Source organism: Caulobacter sp. GW456-12-1-14-TSB4 (genome assembly GCF_059424195.1).
Window position 1 is genome coordinate 95,840 of sequence record NZ_JBWKZF010000005.1, and the last position, 15,428, is coordinate 111,267.

Sequence of the window (15,428 nt, forward strand, 5' to 3'; positions counted from 1 at the left end):
TCATCGCGCAGGCAAAAGCCCGGCGTGTGAGACCGCGGTCAGGATGTCATGGGGCTGGAGCGCCAGCGGGCGTGTCGAAGGAAGTATATCGCCCCCATCATTCGGGGGACTTTGGCGAGCTGTTCCGCGCGATAGGCGGACCGCCAATGGCGCTTCGTAGCGCCTTGTTGTCACATTAGCACGTCGCAAAGCCCGGCAGGGATAAATCGCCGCCGGGCTCAAAAGCGTCGCGCCCGGGACGCCGTCCCGGGGCGATCATCAGGTCGTCTAGTCCAGCGCGCCGATGTACGGCAGGCCGCGGCTCTTGCCTTCGTCGTCCAGGCCGTAGCCGACCAGGTAGCGCGCGGGAGCTTCCCAGGCGACGAAGTCGGGCTCCATGCCGCGATCCTTGGGCCAGGGCTTGCGGGCGAAGACGGCGGTCAGCACTTCGCTGGCGCCGGCGTCCTTGACCAGGCGGGCGGCTTCCGACAGCGACAGGCCGGTGTCGAACACGTCGTCGACGACCAGGGCGCGGCGGCCGACCAGCGGACGTTGCAGGTCCGCGCGGACCTCGCAGCGGCCCGTGCTCTTGCGCTCGTCATGGTAGGAAGCCAGCCACAGGGCGTCGAACCGCACGTCGCGGCCGGCCTTGTAGAGGGCGCGGGTCAGGTCGGCGGCGAACCAGAGGCCGCCGGTCAGAAGGCAGATCACGACGGTGTCGTTGTCGATACGCGGCGCGATGGCCTCGGCCAGCTTCTGAACCCGCTCGGCGATCTCGGCTTCCGAGATCAGGACTTCGGGCTGCTTGGTGTCATTCATGATGTTCGGGTTCGTGAGAGTCTGCGGGAGGAGGCGTTGCCTCCCCGCTCTCATGGGCCGGGGGTTCCTGTCCAGCCGCTTCGTGTTCGGCGGGGGCGTCCTGTGCGCCACGCAGGTCCAATTGCGCCTCTTCGCCGTGGCCTTCGGGCGTCTTCAAGGCAGCCTTCACCGCCTTGGCGGCGCCGGCTTCGGTGGCGAAACCGATCTGCAGGTCCTTGGCCGTGCGCGGCGGGTTCATGAAGGTGATCGAGAAGTGGCGCACCTGGCCGGGCGGGATCTTGGCGTCGGCGGCCGCGGCCAGCTGGCCGGCCACGCGCTTCTCCTGCTTGTTCAGCAGTTCGACCCGCAGCGGCGGGGCCAGCACGTCATGTTCGGTGATGTTGCGGATCGTGCCGGTGACGGTCACGGCCGCGTGGCCCTCCAGCATGATCGGCTGGGCCTTGATGCTGTCGCGGTCGATGACGAGGCCGATGGTGTTCACCGGCAGGCCGACGGCGGCATAGGCGCCGGCCGAACCCGGCAGGATCTTGACCACGTCGATGCGGAAGATCAGGGCGGCGACCACGACCACCGCCATGGCGGCGGCCATGCCGGCCCAGATGACGCCGGTGGCGGTGGCTTCGCGCAGGCGACGCTCGGCGTCGGCGCGGGCGCGGAAGACCTTGGGCAGCTCTTCGCCCGGCAAGGCGCTGACCGGCGGTTCCTCGGCGTCGGCGCTGGCGCCCACGGTTTCGGGAACCTGCTCGATGCTCTCGATCTGGCTGGCCAGGGTCGGGGCTTCAGGCGCGTCGAAGAGCTCGTCGTCGGGGGCTTGGTTGCGCGCGTTCCAGCGATGACCGCACGAGGCGCAACGCACGACGCGTCCCGCCGCGCCGACCTTGGAGTCGTCGACGAAATAGCGGCTGGCGCACTCCGGACAGGTTAGTATCATGGCCGCGAATCGAACGCTCCCCACACACCTAAAGTGGGTCGCTGATTTTAACCCTGATGTCCAGAAACCCAAGTGACGCGCCTTGCGGATCGACACAGAACAGGGCGATGACGCCCTTCCGGTGGTCCGGTTCGATGGCGTGTCGATGCGTTACGGCCGCGCGCCGGAAACCCTAAGGGATATCAGCTTTTCCCTGGCCCCAGGCTCGTTCCACTTCCTGACCGGGGCGTCGGGCGCGGGCAAGAGCTCGCTGCTCAAGCTGATCTATCTGGCGCACCGTGCGTCACGGGGTCGCGTCGAGCTTTTCGGGCGTGATGTCAGCCTCACCCACACCTCGGACCTGCCCTTCCTGCGCCGCCGGATCGGGGTGGTGTTCCAGGAATTCAGGCTGCTGGAGCACCTGTCGGTGTTCGATAACGCCGCCCTGCCCCTGCGCATCCTCAAGCGCAAGCCGGCCACCTATCGCGAGGATGTCGCCGAGCTGTTGAGCTGGGTCGGCCTGGGCGAGCGCATGCATGCCCTGCCCGCCACCCTGTCGGGCGGTGAGAAGCAGCGCCTGGCCATCGCCCGCGCCGTCGTCGACCGTCCTGACGTGCTGCTGGCCGACGAGCCGACGGGCAATGTCGATCCGGCCATGTCGCTGCGCCTGCTGCGGCTGTTCGTCGAGCTGAACCGCCTGGGCACCACGGTGCTGATCGCCACCCACGACGAGGACCTGGTGGCTCGCGCCGCCCGTCCGACCCTGCATCTGGAACAGGGTCGCCTGGTCGATGTGGGAGGCCGCCCATGAGCGAGTTCTTCCAGGTCGCCCGCTGGAAGCCCGGCCCGCTGCTGCCGCCGCGCGACGCCCGCGATGGGGCGCTGGTGTTCGTGGTCGCGGTGCTGTGCTTCCTGGCCTGCCTGACCGCCTTCGCGGCGCTGGCCTCCAACCGCGCCGCCCACGGCTGGACGGCCCAGCTGGTCGACTCGGCCACCGTGGTGGTCCGGGCCCGCGCCAACGAGACGCCCGACAGCGCCGCCGCCCGCGCCGCCGAGACCCTGGCCGGGGTCAAGGGCGTGGCCGAGGCCCAGGCCCTGCCGCGCGAGAAGGCCGAGGCCCTGCTGGCCCCATGGATCGGCAAGGAGGCCCTGGTCGACGACCTGCCCACCCCGCGTCTGGTGACCCTGGATCTAGATCCCAACGCGCCGCCGACCGCCCAGGTGCTGGACAAGGCCCTGCGCGCGGCCGGCATCGACGCCACGGTCGACGACCACAGCCGCTGGATCGCCGACATCGAACGGGCCGCCGACCTGGCGCGCCTGGCGGCCCTGGGCGTCTTCGCTCTGATCGCCGCCGCCACGGCCGCCGTCATCGCCTTCGCCACCCGGGCCGGTCTCGCCGCCCGCCGCGACGTGATCGAGGTGCTGCACTTCTCCGGCGCCGAGCAGGGCTTCATCACCAGCCTGTTCCAGAACCGCTTCGCGACCATGGGCGCGCTGGCGGGCTTGCTGGGCGGAGCGGGCGCGGCCATCATCGGCGCCGTTGCACGCTATTTCGCCGGCGGCGCGGGGGTTGCGCCGGTCTTGCCCTTGGCCTGGATCGATCTGGTCGCCGCCCTGCCCGCTCCGGTGGTCGCGGCCCTGATCGCCGGGCTGTCGGCGCGTCTGGCGGCGTCGCGCATCGTGGGGGAGATGCCGTGAAGACCTTAGCCGCGCTGCTGATCGCGATGATGATCTGGGGCCTGGGCCTCTTGGCCTTCACCGGCCGGGTGGACCAGTCGACGCCCGCCAAGGAGCCGCCGGTCGCCGACGGCGTCGTGGCCCTGACCGGCGCCTCGACCCTGCGCCTGGAAGCGGCCACCAAGCTCCTGGAAGAAGGCAAGGGCCAGCGCCTGCTGATCTCCGGCGTCAACCGCGAGGCCACCCGCGCCGACGTCCAGACCGTCACCAAGGCGGTCAAGCCGATCTACGACTGCTGCGTCGACCTCGGCTTCGCCGCCGCCAACACCGTCGGCAACGCCCGCGAGACGGCCGAGTGGGCCAAGTCCAAGGGCTATAAGAGCCTTATTGTCGTCACGGCCGACTATCACATGCCGCGCTCGATGCTGGAGTTGCGGGCGGCCATGCCGCAGGTCGAGCTCTACGCCTATCCGGTCAAGACCGACCTCAACGCCCATCGCTGGTGGCGAACCAGCATCAGCGCGCGGCGGATGATCGTGGAATACTGCAAGTACCTGGCGATCCTGGGCCGTGAGGCGTTTCTGGGGCTAGGCCCGAAAGACAAGGCCGCCCCGGCGGCGAAGGAAGCGTCTTGATCTATCTGCGTTCGTTCCTGTTCCAGCTGTTCTTCTGGCTGTGGTCGATCGGGACGGCGGTCCTGATGATCGCCACCTATCCCCTGCCCCGCCGCGTCAACACCTGGTCGCTGACGACCTGGGCCAAGGGCCTGATCTGGGGCCTGCGCTGGCTGGCCGACGTCAAGGTCGAGGTGCGTGGCCAGCGCCCGACCGGCAACGCCCTGGTCGCGCCCAAGCACCAGTCGATGTTCGACGTCTTCAGCCAGTTCGCCCTGCTGCCCGACGCCTGCTTCGTGATGAAGAAGGAACTGCTGATGGTGCCGCTGTTCGGCTGGCACGGTCTGAAGGCCGGCATGCTGGTTGTCGATCGCGGCGGCCACTCGACCGCGCTGAAGAAGCTGGTCCGCGACGCCGTCGAGCGCATGAAGGAGACGCGCCAGATCGTGATCTTCCCGGAAGGCACCCGCGGCGCGGTCGGTGAGCCCGGCGAGTACAAGCCCGGCATCGCCGCGCTCTATCGCGAACTCAACATGCCCGTCACGCCGCTGGCCCTGAACTGCGGCAGCCACTGGAACAAGGGCTTCGTGATCAAGCCGGGTGTGATCGTGTTCGAATACCTTGAGCCCATCCCCGCCGGCCTGAAGCGCGGCGAGTTCATGCGCGAGCTGCAGACGCGGATCGACACCGCGACCAAGGCGCTGGAGGATTCGGGGATCTAGCCGCCGCGCGGTCGCCCTCGTCCTTCGACAGGCTCAGGATGAGGGCTATTGTCGATGGCGGTTCAGTAGAAATCCTCATCCTGAGCTTGTCGAAGGACGAGGATTTCGGTCCAAGATTTAGAGCACCGGCTCGATCGCCTCGACCATCTTGAGCAGCTTCTCCATCGCCACGTCCCGCACGCCGTCCTCGCGCAGGTGCAGGACGAGGTCGGAGAGGTAGTCGATGTTGCGGCCTGACAGACCCTTGGCGCCAGCGATCAGCTGCGCCTGCTGCTCCAGGGTCAGGGCCCCGGCCCACTGGGCGTGCTTCATGTCCGACAGGAAGACCAGGGCGGGTGTCTTCTCCCCCCCGTCGATCTTCACATCGCGCCGGGTCTCGAAATAGGTCTCGGTCGGCTGCTCGCGTTCGCGCAGATAGGCATAGACCTCTTCCCACTCGGCCGCCGCCACGCGATAGGCCATGCCGCGCACCGCACCGCCGGGGGCCAGGCCCAGCACCAGGCCCGGCCGCTCGTACGTCCCGCGATGGTGGACGGAATAGATGCAGAAGGCCCGCCGCCGCCCGTGGAGCACGGCCGTTCTTCGGTCTATGAACGGGAACCCGGGCCGCCACATGAGCGATCCGTATCCGAACACCCAGCGATCTCCGCTGTCGCCTGCCAAACCCATTCCCGATCCCGACTGGACGCGCCCAATACATGACCCATAACGACGCCGCCCCGTCCCGCAAAGCCCGTCGCAGTCGTCTGTTCACGCCTTTCATCCTCGCCGCCGTCATTGCGGGCGGTTGGAGCTACGGATGGTTCTGGCTGCGCGGTCAGGCCGAGCAGCGGATGGACGCCCAGTCGGCCGATCTGAAGTCGCGTGGCTATGACCTGTCGTGGAGCGCCCGCAGGTTCCACGGCTTCCCGTTCCGCATGAACGTCGACCTGACGAACGCCCGCATGTCCGAGCCGACCGGCTGGGCGGTCCGCGCCCCGACCTTGAAGGGCGAGGCCGAGATTTACGACCTGACCCACTGGGTGCTGGTGGCGCCGGAGGGCGTCGTTCTGACCCGTCCCGAGGCCGGCGACGTCACCATCACCGGCCAGGCCCTGCGCGCCAGCATCTCGCACGTCGCCGAATATCCGCCGCGCGTCTCGGTCGAGGGCGCCAAGCTGACCTTCACCCCCGCCCCGGGCACCAAGCCGTTCCAGCTGATCTCGGCCGACAAGATGCAGCTGCACACGCGTTCGGGTCCCGAAGACCAGGGCGCGATCTTCTTCAAGGCCGACGGCGCCAAGACCGCCTTCACGGGCCTGCTGGGCCGCCTCGCCCAGGACAAGACCGCCTCGATGATCCTGGAGACGCGCCTGACCCACGTCTCGCAGCTGCGCGGCCGCAACTGGGAAGCCGCCGTCAAGCAATGGAGCGCCGCCGGCGGCCAGATCAGCGTGCAGCAGAGCCAACTGCTGGCCGGCGACGCCGAGGGCAAGGCCAAGTCGGGCGTGTTGTCCGTCGACGCCAACGGCGCCGTGACGGGCGCGCTGAGCGTGGCGATCAAGGAGCGGGCCGATCTGAGCAAGCCGATCAAGACACCGGAACAGGCCTTGTCCGCGATGGCGCAGGCCGCCGGTCAGGAGCCGGTGATCGAAGCCGACCTGAATTTCCGCAAGGGCCGCAGCTACCTCGGCGTGATCGATACCGGCCCCGCGCCGAAGGTGTACTAAGCGTGGCAGCCGAAAGTGTGAGCGGTTTCGGCGACTGCCACGCGCCAAGCCAAGATGACCGATCGCTGATCGTCGAGCGCGCAATTTTCTTCCCCGAAGGGGTCGGGTATTGCGTGTTCGGCGGCAAAGACTATGGTCCGGCCTCCAATTTCGGGGAAGAACATGGGCAGCGACGCGACGGACGCCACACCGTCTCTCGAAGAGGTCCGATGGCGACTGGACGCCATCGACGGTGAACTGCTGAAGCTGCTCGACGAGCGCGCCGGCCTGGCCGGCGCCGTCGCGGCCGCCAAGCGCGCTTCGGGCGACACCGGCTTTGGCCTGCGTCCCGGCCGCGAAGCCCAGATCGTCCGAAAGCTGCTGGAGAGTCCGCGCACCGGCGCCTCCAACGCCCTGGTCATCCGCATCTGGCGCGAGATCATGGCCGACAACTTGGCGCGCCAGGGCCCCTATCAGCTGGCCGTGTTCGGCGGCCGCGAGCCGGCTCGAACGGTCGAGCTGACCCGTCTGCGCTTCGGCACCGCCCCACGCCTGTCGATCGTCCCCACCGCCCAGGACGCCCTGGCCGTCGCCCGCGCCCCATGGGGCGTCGCCGTCCTGCCGCTGGCCGCCGAGGCGCCCTGGTGGGGCCGTCTGCTGGCCGAGCCGAAGCTGAAGGTGTTCGCCGCCCTGCCCTGCCTCGCCACCTGGGGCTCGCAAGCCGCCCTGGCCGTGGCGGAGGTCGAGGTCGAGCCCACCGGTCACGACCAGACCTTCTGGGTCACCGACTCGGCCAAGAGCACGGCCGCCATCGTCGATGCCCTCAGCCTGGACGGCGTCGCCGCTGAACAGGTCGCCGAGGCCGGGGGCCTGAAGCTGTTCTCGCTGTCGGGCTTCTTCCAGGCCAATGACGAGCGCCTGGCCCGCGCGCCGGGCCAACTTACGGGCGTCATCGGGGCTGCGCCCGAACAGTTCGACGTGTAAGAGACCCCCGTCTCTAGACTGAGTATTCCGATGACCGATCGCTTCGCCGCGCCCCGTCCCGTTCCCAAGCCCGGGATCATGGACATCCACGCCTATGTCGGCGGCAAGTCGAAGGTCGAAGGCATCGCCCATCCGGTGAAGCTGTCCAGCAACGAGAACATCCTGGGCAGCAGCGACAAGGCCAAGGAGGCCTATCGCAACGCCGTGGACCGGATGCACATCTATCCGGACGGCAAGGCCAACATCCTGCGCGCCGCCGTGGCCGAACGCTTCAAGCTGGAGCCCGAGCGCCTGACCTTCGGCGACGGCAGCGACGAGATCTTCGCCCTGCTGTGCCAGGTCTATCTCGAGCCCGGCGACAACATCGTCCAGGGCGAGCACGGCTTCGCCGCCTACGCCATCGGGGCCCGCGCCTGCCAGGCCGAGGTCCGCATGGCCAAGGAGATCAACCACCGCATCGACATCGATGAGACCGTGAAATGCGTCGATGAGCGCACGCGCCTCGTCTTCATCGCCAATCCCGCCAACCCGACCGGCACCTGGCTGACGGGCGAGGAGATCCGCGCCCTGCACGCGGCCCTGCCGCCGTCGGTGATCCTGGTGCTGGACGGCGCCTATTCGGAATTCTGCAGCGACCCGCGCTTCGAGGACGGCCTGGACCTGGCCCGCACCGCCGAGAACGTGATCGTCACCCGGACCTTCTCGAAGCTGCACGGCCTAGCCGCCCTGCGTGTGGGTTGGGGCTACGCGCCCGAGCACATCATCGAGCCGCTGGAGCGCATCCGCCCACCGTTCAACACCTCGATCCCTGGCCAGGAAGCCGCCGTCGCGGCGCTGTTCGACGACGAGTTCCAGGCCCGCTCGCTGGCCCTGGTCGAGCAGTGGCGGCCGTGGCTGGCCCAGCAACTGGGCGGCTTGGGGCTGGAAGTGACGCCGTCGGCGGCCAATTTCGTGCTGGCCACCTTCCCGCAGACGCCCGGCAAGACCGCCCGCGAGGCCGAGGAATTCCTGGCGTCGAAGGGTTACCTGGTCCGCGCCGTGGCCAACTACAATCTGCCCGACGCCATCCGCGTGACCATCGGCCTGGAAGAGCAGAACCGGGCCGTGGTCGATCTGCTCTCCGAGTTCCTGGGGCGCTAGATGTCGACTCCCGGTCTCCTCTACCCCAAGCTCACCGTCATCGGCTGCGGCCTGATCGGCGGTTCGGTGATCCGCGCGGCGCGTGAGCACGGCGTCGTCGGCGAGGTCACCGTGGTCGACGCCAGCGAGGCCAACCGCGCCCGCGTCGTCGAACTGGGCATCGCCGAGCATGTCACCGGCGACATCGCGCAGGCGGTCAAGGACGCCGACCTCGTCGTGATCGCCACGCCGGTGCTGTCGATCCCCGAACTGGCGGCCCAGGTCGTCCCGGCGATGAAGCCCGGCGCGACCCTGACCGACGTCGGCTCGACCAAGGCCAATGTCGCCGAGGCCTTCCGCGCCCAGGACCTGTCGAAGATCTACGCCATCCCCGGCCACCCGATCGCGGGCACCGAGCAGTCGGGGCCTGACTCCGGCTTCGCCGAGTTGTTCGAGAACCGTTGGACGATCCTGACGCCCTTCGAGAGCGACGACGAGCACTACGCCGCCGCCGTCGCCAAGCTGTCGGCCTTCTGGCGCTCGTTCGGGGCCCAGGTCGAGCTGATGGAGGAAAAGCACCACGACCTCGTCCTGGCCGTCGTCAGCCACCTGCCCCACCTGATCGCCTACACCATCGTCGGCAGCGCGGCGGACCTGGAGAACGTCACCGAGAACGAGGTCATCAAGTACTCGGCCTCGGGCTTCCGCGACTTCACTCGCATCGCCGCCAGCGACCCGACCATGTGGCGCGACATCTTCGTGGCCAACAAGGACGCGGTGCTGGAGATGCTGGGCCGCTTCACCGAGGACCTGCAGGCCATGAGCCGCGCCATCCGCTGGGGCGACGCCGACACCCTGCACGCGCATTTCACGCGCACGCGGGCGATCCGGCGCGGGATCGTGGCGGCGGGCCAGGAAAGCGCCCTGCCGAACTTCGGGCGCGATCGCGGGAAGGGCTGAGGATGGAGCGCGGCGTCATCTTCCTTCTGGGAGGCGTCGCGGCCGTCGGTCTCGGCATCTTCGCGATGGCCGCCACCGGCAATCTGAGCATCGACTTCGGAACCCCGCGCCCCGCACCGCTTAGCGAGATTGGAACGGTCGTCCAGGGCATCCACACCGTGGACATCGCGGCCAACGGCGCCCTCGAGTTGGATGGAGCGCCGACAAGCCTCGCCGCCTTGCCCGCCGATCTGGATCGCGCAACCAAGGGGCATGGCAAGGACGAACAGACCATCGACCTCTTCGCCGATCGAGGTGCGCCACCTGCCCGCGTTGAACGGGTGCGCGAGGCGATCCGGGCTGGGGGATGGAACCACGTCACGCTGTCCTATCAGACCAGCAAGATGATGAAGGCGGCGGGCGCCCGACCTGTGCCCGCGCCGCCACACACCTCAACTTCCACGTCAGCCCCCTGAAAGTCCCTCTGGCGACCGATCGCGTAACGCTGTAATCGGCCGCCTCCCGTAAGGAATGAGAACCGTGGCGCACAAAGCCCCAGTCAATTCGCAACTGTTCACCATGCTCGACCGCCAGGTCGAGTACGCGAACACGCGCGCGTTGGAGGGGATCACGGTCTAGGGTTCGACTGAACTCGGGAAGTCCGAAAAAGCCCCTCCTGGCCGTGAGCCGGAGGGGTTTTTCGTTTGTGCGGAAACACTTGCCGGCCCCGACGCCAGGAGGGGGAGCAAGAGGAGAGAAGCCCATGAGCGGCTTCACGCATATCGAAAGTGACGGCGCGCCGATCAAGGCGTGGACACAAGGGGTTCCGATCGAGGACTCCGCCCTCAAGCAGCTGCGCAACGTCGCCAGCCTGCCGTTCATCCACAAGCACGTGGCGGTCATGCCGGACGTGCACTGGGGGATGGGCGCGACCGTGGGCTCGGTGATCCCGACCTACAAGGCGATCATCCCGGCGGCGGTGGGCGTCGACATCGGCTGCGGCATGATGGCGGTGCGCACCTCGATCCGGGCCGAGCACCTGCCCGACAACCTGTTCGGCATCCGCTCGGACATCGAAGCCGCCGTGCCGCACGGCCGGACCGACAACGGCGGGCGCAACGACAAGGGCGCCTGGCAAGTCGAGCCGCCGACCATCGCCGCTGAAAAGTGGGCGGGCCTGAAGGACGGGTACGACGACATCGTCGCCCGCAACCCGAAGGCCGGCCACCCGCGCGGCTATGGCCACCTGGGCACGCTGGGCACCGGCAACCACTTCGTGGAGCTGTGCCTGGACGAGGCGGGTGATGTCTGGGTGATGCTGCACTCGGGTTCGCGGGGCGTGGGCAACCGGTTCGGGACGTTCTTCATCGAACGGGCCAAGCACGAGATGCGCCGGTGGTTCATCAACCTGCCGGACGAGGACCTGGCCTACTTCGCCGAAGGCAGCGACGGCTTCAACGACTACGTCCGGGCCGTGGCCTGGGCGCAGAAGTACGCCCTGGCCAACCGTGAGGTGATGATGGACCAGGTGCTGGGCGTGCTGAAGCGGACGTTCCCGGACCTGGCCGTGACCGAGCATGCGGTGAACTGCCACCACAACTACGTGTCGCGGGAAAAGCACTTCGGCAAGGACGTCTACCTGACCCGCAAGGGCGCGGTATCGGCCAAGGACGGAGAGCTGGGCATCATCCCGGGCTCGATGGGCGCCAAGTCGTTCATCGTGCGCGGCCGGGGCAACCCGGACTCGTTCTGCACGTGCTCGCACGGCGCCGGACGGGCGATGAGCCGGAACGAGGCCAAGCGTCGCTTCACCATCGCCGACCACGTGGCGGCCACCGCCGGCGTCGAATGTCGGAAGGACGCCGACGTGATCGACGAAACGCCGATGGCCTACAAGGACATCGACGCGGTGATGGCCGCCCAGGCCGACCTGGTCGACATCGTGCACACCCTGCGCCAAGTGGTGTGCGTGAAGGGATAGACACCGCCGGGCGCCGAAGGGCGTCCGGCGGACAATCTAAGAGTATCAAAAATGTTCAGCACCTTCCTTGCGCCTCGAGCGCCTCGCTTGATCGCGGACCTCCCCTCGCCCTGGCCCGCCGATGCAGTCAGCCTGCGCGAGCGCATCGCCCGCGCCGTCGCCAATCGCGTCGATGGCGACGAGCTCGAACTCTACCCCGAAACCCAGCGTGATCCGGATCAGGTCTGGTTCGCCGCCGGCCTGACCGACGCGCTGTTCGGCGCGCCCGACGACACGCCCAAGCAGACCAGCGCGCGCGGCCTGCTCGCGGCGCTGGGCCGTCTGGTCCGGCGTCCGGACGCGGCCGCCTTCCAGCGATTCCACGAGCTACTGGCGGCCAGCGACGTACTGGGCGTGATCGACGGCTTCCTGCCCATGGTCATGCAACAGCGGCTGGATCCCAAACAGGTGGCCGCCGTGGCGCGCCGCATCGCTGTTGGCTCGCCGGATCTCGCGGCGGTCAAGCTGGCCATCGGCCTGCTGGGCGTCTGCTCGGCCGAGCCCGACGACGTGACGCTGTTCCTGGACCTGGGCCGCTACGAGGAGTTGACGCTCTTCTGCGCCGTGGCTCTGGCCCACATGGCCCCGGAGCCCGAACGGGCGATCTGGGCGCTGGCCCAGTCCGTCGACGGCTGGGGCCGCATCCAGGCCGTTCGGCGCCTTGCGGGAACGCAGGACGCGGACATCCGCGGCTGGCTGCTGCGCGAGGGTCATCGCAACGCGATCATGGCCGAAGAGGTCGCCTATTTCTGCGCGGTCGAAGGCGGACTGCTGGAAGCCTTGCGCGCGCCGTCGATCGACGATGCCCTCCTGGACGCGGCCGGCGAGCTGATCGACGCCCTGATCACCGGCGGCCCAGCCGAAGACATGGACGACTACGCCGATGGCGGCGAAGCGGTCGATCTCTATCTGGAGCACCTGGCTCGGCGTCCGGCCGAGAACCTGCGCGCGTTCCTGACCGTCCACGCGATCCAGGCGTTCGAGGCCGACAAGGAGGCCGATTGGGCCGCGCGGGCGCATCGCGGCTGGACCTCGGCGCGCCGCTTCTCGGTCCGCACTCGCGCGGCCGCCTATCTGGCCCAGCCGGAATGGCCCGCGCTGGTCGAGGCAGGGCTGCGGCGGGAAGCTCGCCAGGACTTCTGGCCCGCCGCGGCGGTCGGCGGCATCCTGGGCGTCGACATCTGGCCGCACCGCTTCCGTCGCCAGCGCGATCTCGGGATCGACCACTGGTGGGAGCTGATGCAGACCGACCGTGAGGACCGGATCCTGCAGGTCCTGGACCTGGCCATGGAGCGGCTCGACCTCGACCTGGTCGGATCGGGTCCGGGAACCAGCCTCGGCCTTGGCCTCGCCTACAGCGACGACAGCGCCGTCGACTTCATCCTGCAGGACCTGCGGCGCTTTCCGGGCCTGGGCTGGACCCTGATCGAGGTCGGCCTGCGCGGCCGCACGATCCGGGCCCGCAACATGGCCCATCGCGCGCTCGCCGCGTGGGATCGCGCGCTATGGCCGCCCCAGGCCGAGGCGCTTCTGCGCGTCGCGCTCGACAAGGAGCCGGACGCGGAGGTCGCGGGTCGGATCGAAGCCCTGATCGCCGGACGCTTTCCCAAGCAGGACTAGGCAAGGGCCGAAACCGCACCTGGTTTCGGCCCACTTTGCGAAATAAGGCCGCAACAATCGCGGCTCATCCACGATGACCAGGGACATTCATCGGGGAAGGAAACCCACCATGCGCCGCACGCTTCTCGTCGCGCTCGCTTCGCTCACCACCCTGGCCGGCGGCGTCGCCCTGGCCCAGGACGCCCCGCGCCAGATGCCGGCGCCGGAAGACATCTTCAAGCGCTGGGACGCCAATGGCGATGGCGCCGTCGACAAGGCCGAATGGGACGCCACGGGCCGTCCGGCCGATCGCTTCGCCATGATCGACGCCAACAAGGACGGCAAGGTCACCCTGGACGAACTGAAGGCCGCCTTCGAGAAGATGCGCCAGCGCCGTGGCCAGGACGGCGGCCCGCCTCCCGGTCCGCCGCCGGAAGGCCAGCCGCCGCAAGGCAACTAGGCGTTTCCATCCGAGACGCTTTCGAACGCCGCCCGGTCCGCCGGGCGGCGTTTTGCATTCCAGGCCTTCGCACGCTTTTGGCGACAAGCCTCACAAACATTCAAACCGCGTCCACGCCATCCAATCGCGGCCCGGTCCGCCGGGCCAATGTCCTCCTCGCGGAACGACGGCGCGCCGCTTCACGCGGGCGTCAAACACGAGGGGCACAACCATGGACGCCAACGACCCTACCGAAACCTCGCGTCGCGGCGTGCTGGCCGGCGGGCTCGCGCTCGGCGCGCTGGCCGCCCTCCCCACTCTCACCACCCCGGCCGTCGCAATGGCCGCTCCAGGAGCTTCGAACATGAGCAGCGGTTTCGTCACCACCAAGGACGGCACGCAGATCTTCTACAAGGACTGGGGCCCCAAGACCGCCCAGCCGATCGTGTTCCACCACGGCTGGCCGCTGAGCGCCGACGACTGGGACAACCAGATGATGTACTTCCTGGGTCAGGGCTTCCGCGTCATCGCCCATGACCGCCGGGGCCATGGTCGTTCGACCCAGACCGACACCGGCAACGAGATGGACACCTACGCCGCCGACGTCGCCACCCTGACCGATCACCTGGACCTGAAGAACGCCGTCCACGTCGGCCACTCGACCGGCGGCGGCGAGGTCATCCACTACGTCGCCCGCGCCAAGCCGGGCCGCGTGTCCAAGGCCGTGCTGATCGGCGCCGTGCCGCCGATCATGCTGAAGACCGCCGCCAATCCGGGCGGCCTGCCGATCGAGGTGTTCGACGGCTTCCGCGCCGCCCAGATCGCCAACCGCGCCCAGTTCTTCCACGATGTGGCGGCGGGCCCGTTCTATGGCTTCAACCGCCCCGGCGCGAAGGTGTCGCAGGCCACGGTCGAGAACTGGTGGCGCCAGGGCATGATGGGCGGGACCAAGGCCCACTACGACTGCATCAAGGCCTTCTCGGAGACCGACTTCACCGAGGACATGAAGAAGGTCGACGTGCCGGTGTTCCTGATGCACGGCGAGGACGACCAGATCGTGCCGATCGACGACAGCGCCCGCATCGGCATCAAGCTGCTGAAGAAGGGCACGCTAAAGAGCTATCCGGGCCTGCCGCACGGCATGTGCACCACCCACCCGGAGATCGTGAATCCGGACCTGCTGGCCTTCATCAAGGCCTGATCCGGCGCGCATCGAACGTGGAAGGCGGGCGCCGCGGCGTCCGCCTTTTCCGTGTCTAGCGCTCGACGAAGCTGCGCAGCTCGCCCACGACCACCGCCAGGGCCGCGCCCAGCGACCAGCGCGACGGCGAAGGCTCCGGCGGCGGCGCGAAAATCCAGCGATAGCCGATCCGGGGCACGGTTTCGATGAAGCGCGGCGCGCGGGCGTCATCGCCCAGGGCCCGGCGCAGATCGACCACCGCCTGGTCCAGCGCCAGGCCGGAACCGACATCCCTGTTCCACACGGTCTCGATCAGGTGATCGCGCGAGGCGGTCAAACCCGGCCGCTCGGCGAGGGTCAGCAACAGGTCGAGGGCCCGTGGCTCCAGGCTTTCGGTATCGATGGTCACGTCACCAAACGCCATCCGAGACGAGGCTCGGCGCAATTTCGCTTTCCCAGGGCTTTCGGTCAGGACTTCCACGCGTCGATCGAATCCCCTGCTTCACATCCAGGGATAGGGAGACGAATTGTGCGGCGCAATTTGGTCAGCTTGGCTGGAACCCGCCGTCGCGCGTTTGCCCGCACAAGCGGCGCCCGACCGCGCGAAGGCGGCTTGAGTAGGCGTCCGTCACAGGCTACACGGAGCGTCCCTTTGGCGGGCGTAGTTCAGAGGTAGAACGCAAGCTTCCCAAGCTTGATGTCGGGGGTTCGATTCCCCCCGCCCGCTCCAAGGTCC

At 68.5% G+C, this 15,428-nt stretch carries 17 protein-coding genes, 1 tRNA gene and 1 pseudogene; 14 read left to right on the plus strand and 5 right to left on the minus strand.

Annotated elements, in window-relative coordinates; genetic code table 11:
- Nucleotides 1–267 precede the first annotated feature (267 nt).
- A complete protein-coding gene (locus AC07YH_RS06425) occupies nt 268–852 on the minus strand; it encodes a phosphoribosyltransferase (protein WP_494746169.1) in 585 nt (194 codons plus the stop codon).
- Entirely contained in the window at nt 791–1,753 is a 963-nt protein-coding gene (locus AC07YH_RS06430) for an MJ0042-type zinc finger domain-containing protein (protein WP_494746170.1), read from the minus strand. The genes AC07YH_RS06425 and AC07YH_RS06430 overlap by 62 nt, the downstream gene beginning before the upstream one ends.
- 58 nt (nt 1,754–1,811) lie before the next feature.
- Between AC07YH_RS06430 and ftsE the strand changes: the two genes are divergently transcribed.
- From ftsE to AC07YH_RS06450, 4 genes are read left to right on the plus strand one after another with little or no spacing between them, the layout of a single operon-like run.
- Nucleotides 1,812–2,519 (plus strand): cell division ATP-binding protein FtsE, encoded by a 708-nt coding sequence (gene ftsE / locus AC07YH_RS06435; protein WP_494746171.1) that lies wholly within the window; start codon nt 1,812–1,814, stop codon nt 2,517–2,519.
- Nucleotides 2,516–3,409: a cell division protein FtsX gene (locus AC07YH_RS06440; RefSeq protein ID WP_494746172.1), complete on the plus strand. Its 894-nt coding sequence runs from the start codon at nt 2,516–2,518 to the stop codon at nt 3,407–3,409. The genes ftsE and AC07YH_RS06440 overlap by 4 nt, the downstream gene beginning before the upstream one ends.
- Complete coding sequence (locus AC07YH_RS06445) at nt 3,406–4,023, plus strand: YdcF family protein (RefSeq protein WP_494746173.1); 618 nt, start codon at nt 3,406–3,408, stop codon at nt 4,021–4,023. Before AC07YH_RS06440 ends, AC07YH_RS06445 begins: the two co-directional genes overlap by 4 nt.
- Nucleotides 4,020–4,724, plus strand: coding sequence for a lysophospholipid acyltransferase family protein (locus tag AC07YH_RS06450; protein WP_494746174.1), 705 nt, complete (start codon nt 4,020–4,022; stop codon nt 4,722–4,724). The genes AC07YH_RS06445 and AC07YH_RS06450 overlap by 4 nt, the downstream gene beginning before the upstream one ends.
- Nucleotides 4,725–4,735: 11 nt before the next feature.
- On the opposite strand, the pseudogene AC07YH_RS06455 reads toward AC07YH_RS06450, so the two are convergent.
- A pseudogene (locus AC07YH_RS06455) lies at nt 4,736–4,828 on the minus strand (hypothetical protein); the annotation flags it as partial.
- Nucleotides 4,829–4,841: 13 nt separating this feature from the next.
- The gene (locus tag AC07YH_RS06460) at nt 4,842–5,393 is read right to left on the minus strand and encodes a gamma-glutamylcyclotransferase (RefSeq protein ID WP_494746175.1); all 552 of its coding nucleotides are present in this window, start codon (nt 5,391–5,393) and stop codon (nt 4,842–4,844) included.
- Nucleotides 5,394–5,422: 29 nt separating this feature from the next.
- On the opposite strand from AC07YH_RS06460, the gene AC07YH_RS06465 reads away from it, so the two are divergent.
- The 9 genes from AC07YH_RS06465 (at nt 5,423) to AC07YH_RS06505 (ending at nt 14,713) form a co-directional block, all read left to right on the plus strand.
- On the plus strand, nt 5,423–6,433 hold the full coding sequence (locus AC07YH_RS06465) for a DUF2125 domain-containing protein (RefSeq protein ID WP_494746176.1): 1,011 nt from the start codon (nt 5,423–5,425) through the stop codon (nt 6,431–6,433).
- Between the two features lie 162 nt (nt 6,434–6,595).
- Nucleotides 6,596–7,396: a chorismate mutase gene (locus AC07YH_RS06470; RefSeq protein WP_494746177.1), complete on the plus strand. Its 801-nt coding sequence runs from the start codon at nt 6,596–6,598 to the stop codon at nt 7,394–7,396.
- Between the two features lie 30 nt (nt 7,397–7,426).
- Nucleotides 7,427–8,536, plus strand: a complete 1,110-nt coding sequence (gene hisC / locus AC07YH_RS06475; protein ID WP_494746178.1) for a histidinol-phosphate transaminase — start codon at nt 7,427–7,429, stop codon at nt 8,534–8,536.
- Nucleotides 8,537–9,475, plus strand: a complete 939-nt coding sequence (locus AC07YH_RS06480) for a prephenate/arogenate dehydrogenase family protein (RefSeq protein WP_494746179.1) — start codon at nt 8,537–8,539, stop codon at nt 9,473–9,475.
- Between the two features lie 2 nt (nt 9,476–9,477).
- On the plus strand, nt 9,478–9,930 hold the full coding sequence (locus tag AC07YH_RS06485) for an ExbD/TolR family protein (RefSeq protein ID WP_494746180.1): 453 nt from the start codon (nt 9,478–9,480) through the stop codon (nt 9,928–9,930).
- Nucleotides 9,931–10,217: 287 nt separating this feature from the next.
- Nucleotides 10,218–11,435 (plus strand): RtcB family protein, encoded by a 1,218-nt coding sequence (locus tag AC07YH_RS06490; protein WP_494746181.1) that lies wholly within the window; start codon nt 10,218–10,220, stop codon nt 11,433–11,435.
- A gap of 87 nt (nt 11,436–11,522) precedes the next feature.
- Nucleotides 11,523–13,094 carry a hypothetical protein gene (locus AC07YH_RS06495; RefSeq protein ID WP_494746182.1) on the plus strand — a complete coding sequence of 524 codons (1,572 nt, stop codon included), beginning with the start codon at nt 11,523–11,525 and terminating at the stop codon, nt 13,092–13,094.
- A 109-nt stretch (nt 13,095–13,203) separates the two neighbouring features.
- Entirely contained in the window at nt 13,204–13,533 is a 330-nt protein-coding gene (locus AC07YH_RS06500; RefSeq protein ID WP_494746183.1) for an EF-hand domain-containing protein, read from the plus strand.
- 343 nt (nt 13,534–13,876) lie between these two features.
- The gene (locus tag AC07YH_RS06505; RefSeq protein ID WP_494746328.1) at nt 13,877–14,713 is read left to right on the plus strand and encodes an alpha/beta fold hydrolase; all 837 of its coding nucleotides are present in this window, start codon (nt 13,877–13,879) and stop codon (nt 14,711–14,713) included.
- A gap of 55 nt (nt 14,714–14,768) precedes the next feature.
- On the opposite strand, the gene AC07YH_RS06510 is transcribed toward AC07YH_RS06505, so the two are convergent.
- Nucleotides 14,769–15,101, minus strand: a complete 333-nt coding sequence (locus tag AC07YH_RS06510) for a winged helix-turn-helix domain-containing protein (RefSeq protein ID WP_494746184.1) — start codon at nt 15,099–15,101, stop codon at nt 14,769–14,771.
- Nucleotides 15,102–15,347: 246 nt separating this feature from the next.
- Here AC07YH_RS06510 and AC07YH_RS06515 point away from each other — a divergent pair.
- Nucleotides 15,348–15,422: transfer RNA gene (locus AC07YH_RS06515), tRNA-Gly, on the plus strand.
- Nucleotides 15,423–15,428 lie beyond the last annotated feature (6 nt).

What these genes read in the sequence shown, in the direction of transcription:
- AC07YH_RS06500 (WP_494746183.1), top strand. Translation starts at nt 13,204, where the DNA reads ATGCGCCGCACGCTTCTCGTCGCGCTCGCTTCGCTCACCACCCTGGCC.
- AC07YH_RS06460 (WP_494746175.1), bottom strand. Translation starts at nt 5,393, where the DNA reads ATGGGTTTGGCAGGCGACAGCGGAGATCGCTGGGTGTTCGGATACGGA.
- AC07YH_RS06425 (WP_494746169.1), bottom strand. Translation starts at nt 852, where the DNA reads ATGAGAGCGGGGAGGCAACGCCTCCTCCCGCAGACTCTCACGAACCCG.
- AC07YH_RS06505 (WP_494746328.1), top strand. Translation starts at nt 13,877, where the DNA reads ATGAGCAGCGGTTTCGTCACCACCAAGGACGGCACGCAGATCTTCTAC.
- AC07YH_RS06465 (WP_494746176.1), top strand. Translation starts at nt 5,423, where the DNA reads ATGACCCATAACGACGCCGCCCCGTCCCGCAAAGCCCGTCGCAGTCGT.
- AC07YH_RS06490 (WP_494746181.1), top strand. Translation starts at nt 10,218, where the DNA reads ATGAGCGGCTTCACGCATATCGAAAGTGACGGCGCGCCGATCAAGGCG.
- AC07YH_RS06470 (WP_494746177.1), top strand. Translation starts at nt 6,596, where the DNA reads ATGGGCAGCGACGCGACGGACGCCACACCGTCTCTCGAAGAGGTCCGA.
- hisC (WP_494746178.1), top strand. Translation starts at nt 7,427, where the DNA reads ATGACCGATCGCTTCGCCGCGCCCCGTCCCGTTCCCAAGCCCGGGATC.
- AC07YH_RS06440 (WP_494746172.1), top strand. Translation starts at nt 2,516, where the DNA reads ATGAGCGAGTTCTTCCAGGTCGCCCGCTGGAAGCCCGGCCCGCTGCTG.
- AC07YH_RS06480 (WP_494746179.1), top strand. Translation starts at nt 8,537, where the DNA reads ATGTCGACTCCCGGTCTCCTCTACCCCAAGCTCACCGTCATCGGCTGC.
- AC07YH_RS06485 (WP_494746180.1), top strand. Translation starts at nt 9,478, where the DNA reads ATGGAGCGCGGCGTCATCTTCCTTCTGGGAGGCGTCGCGGCCGTCGGT.